A 2,582-nucleotide genomic window follows, 5' to 3' on the forward strand; every position below is an offset into this window, starting at 1 on the left:
GCGCCGACCGGGCGGTCGGCACCCTGCTGGCGCTGTCGCCGCCCACCCCGCCGGAGGTCACCGCGAACCGGCTCGGACTGCTGGTGCAGGCCTGCGACGCCACCGCCGGGCTGATCGGCGCCGCCGCCCGGCACGTCCTCGCGGCGCCGGAGCCGGTGCCGACCGGCGACCTGCTGGCCGAGGTGCTCCGGCTCGATCCGCCCGTCCGCGCCACCCGCCGGGTCGCCACCGCACCGCTGCGGCTCGGCGGGCGGGAGATCCGCGCCGGCACTGCGCTGCTGCTCCGCTTCGACGCGGCCAACCGCGATCCGGCCGTCTTCGCCGAGCCGGACCGGTTCGTCCCGGGCCGGCCCGGCCGCGCGCTGACCTTCGGCGCCGGGCCGCGGGGATGCCCGGGCGAGCGGCACGCCCTGGCCCTGGCCACCGGGGTGGTCGACGTGCTGCGCCGCCATTGCCGCGCCACCGACGCCGAGATCCGCCACGACCCGCACCCGACGCTGCGCGTCCCCACCACACTCGAGGTGATCCCCCGATGAACGACCGGTACGCCGCCTTCCACGCCCTGCACCGGCCGGGCCGTCCGCTGCTGCTCCCCAACGCCTGGGACGCGGCCTCCGCCGCCGCGCTCGCCGCCCAGGGCCATCCCGCGATCGGCACCACCAGCCTCGGGGTCGCCGCGGCCGGCGGGAAACCCGACGCGGCGGCGGCCACCCGGGGCGAGAATCTCGACCTCGCCCGCCGGCTGCGCGGGCTGCCGGTGCTCCTCACCGTCGACGTCGAGGGCGGCTTCAGCGACGACCCGGCGGAGGTGGGCGGGTACGTCGCCGAACTGGCCACGCTCGGCGTGGTCGGGGTCAACCTCGAGGACGGCCGCCCCGACGGCACCCTGGCCCCGACCGAGCTGGTGGCGGCCAAGCTCGCGGCGGCGCGGGCGGCGGCGCCCGGGCTCTTCCTCAACGCCCGCACCGACGCCTGGTGGCTGGGGGTGCCCGAGCCGCTGGAGCAGGCCCTGCACCGGGCCCGGGCGTACCGGGCGGCGGGCGCCCACGGGTTCTTCGTCCCCGGGGCACCGGACGACACCGTCGGGCTGCTAGCCGCCGAGGTCGGCGTGCCGCTGAACGTGCTGCACCGGCCCGGCGGCCCGAGCCTGGCCGAGCTGGGTCGGCTCGGGGTGGCCCGGGTGAGCACCGGGTCGCTGCTGTTCCGCGCGGCCCTCGGCGCGGCGCTCGACCTGGCCGACGCCGTCGGTGCCGGGCGGGACGGTGACCGGCGCGCCGTCCCGTCGTACGGGTGGGTGCAGGAGCTGTCCGGGCGGTTCGGGGCGGACCACACCGGATAGGGCGTCGTTCGGGGGAGATAGGAGGATTGTTCGGGGATCCGCGGGTTCTGGTGATTACGGTGTGTTTCAGGTTCATCCACACCGTGTCCTGCCCGGAGAAGGGGACCCGACCATGCGAGTGCCCAGCCGAAGCCCCGGCCAGCAGCCCGGGCCCGCTGTCGCGTCCACCGCCCCCGTCCGCCGCCACCCGTCGTCCCCGACCCGCCGGTCCGCACCCGGCGAGCCGGACCTGGCCGCGTACCGGGCCGCGGTGGCGGAGCTGCTCGTCGAGGTGGGCGCCCTGGCGGACGCCCCGTCGACCGCCGCCCGGCAGGTGCTGCTGGACCAGCGGCTGCGCGAGCCGGCGATCGCCGCGGTGCTCGACGCCACCCCGCAGGGGTTCGTCGGCGCCCGGGAGACGCTGCTGCTGGAGATGGCCCGCTACCAGCCGAACGCCCGCAGCTCCGCCGCTGACCTGACCGCGCTGGTCCGGATCTACCTGCTCTCCCGGATCGACGTGATGTGGTGGCGGGACGCGCCCACCTTCGCCACCGACGCGCAGGTCAACGGCAGCGTCGACCTGGTCGACCTGGAGTGGCTGCGCCGCCGTGGCCTGCTCAGCTTCCGGTACCAGGAGCAACCGGCGAGCGTCCTCCGCCGGAGCCTGCGCGTGGTACGCCGCCGACTCCTGCCGGACGCCACCCCGCGCACCGCGGGCCTGATGTTCCGCCGGGCCCGCCGCGAGGTCGTGGCCCTGCTCAACGACATCGCCCGGGAGTTCGCCGCGGCCACCCCGCCCGCCACCCCGCCGCTCTGGGTGACCAGCCTGGCCCGCAGCGCCGAGCACCAGCATCGGCTGCGCCGCCTCGGGTACGCCGCCATGGTGCCCAGCGGCCACTGCCTCGGCTACGCCGCCGACGTGGAACTGGCCTGGTACGGCCGCTTCGGGGTCCGGGACACCCTGGCCGGGCTGCTGCTGGCCCGCCAGGACGCCGGTGAGATCAACGTGGTCGACGAGGGTCAGGCCTGGCATCTCTGCCTCGCGCCCACCGCCCGCCTCCGGCTGCGGCGGGCGTACGAGGCCGAGATGGGGCTCTGAGGAGGTGCCGACTAGTAGTTGACTCTCTGGTCAAGTCTGTTCAGGCTTACCTGCTATGGGTAGCGTTTATCGGATCGGGGAGTTCGCCAAGCGGGTGGGCCGCTCGGTGGGCACGGTGCGTCGCTGGGAGGCGGAGGGGCGGATCAGCGTGCGCCGGCTGCCGTC

At 76.3% G+C, this 2,582-nt stretch carries 4 protein-coding genes; all 4 read left to right on the forward strand.

The window, feature by feature from the left end:
• The coding region (locus JNW87_RS37380; protein ID WP_238455347.1) for a cytochrome P450 at positions 1 to 536 on the forward strand (536 nt) is incomplete at its 5' end.
• Entirely contained in the window at positions 533 to 1,339 is an 807-nt protein-coding gene (locus JNW87_RS37385; protein WP_109801485.1) for an isocitrate lyase/phosphoenolpyruvate mutase family protein, read from the forward strand. The genes JNW87_RS37380 and JNW87_RS37385, both read left to right, overlap by 4 nt.
• Positions 1,340 to 1,451: 112 nt before the next feature.
• Entirely contained in the window at positions 1,452 to 2,417 is a 966-nt protein-coding gene (locus JNW87_RS37390; protein WP_109801484.1) for a hypothetical protein, read from the forward strand.
• 55 nt (positions 2,418 to 2,472) lie between these two features.
• Positions 2,473 to 2,582 (forward strand): MerR family DNA-binding transcriptional regulator (locus JNW87_RS37395; protein ID WP_238455348.1); only part of this gene is annotated, 110 nt, incomplete at its 3' end.

Origin of the sequence: Micromonospora sp. ATA51 (genome assembly GCF_016802855.1) — a bacterium.
Taxonomy (GTDB): domain Bacteria; phylum Actinomycetota; class Actinomycetes; order Mycobacteriales; family Micromonosporaceae; genus Micromonospora; species Micromonospora sicca.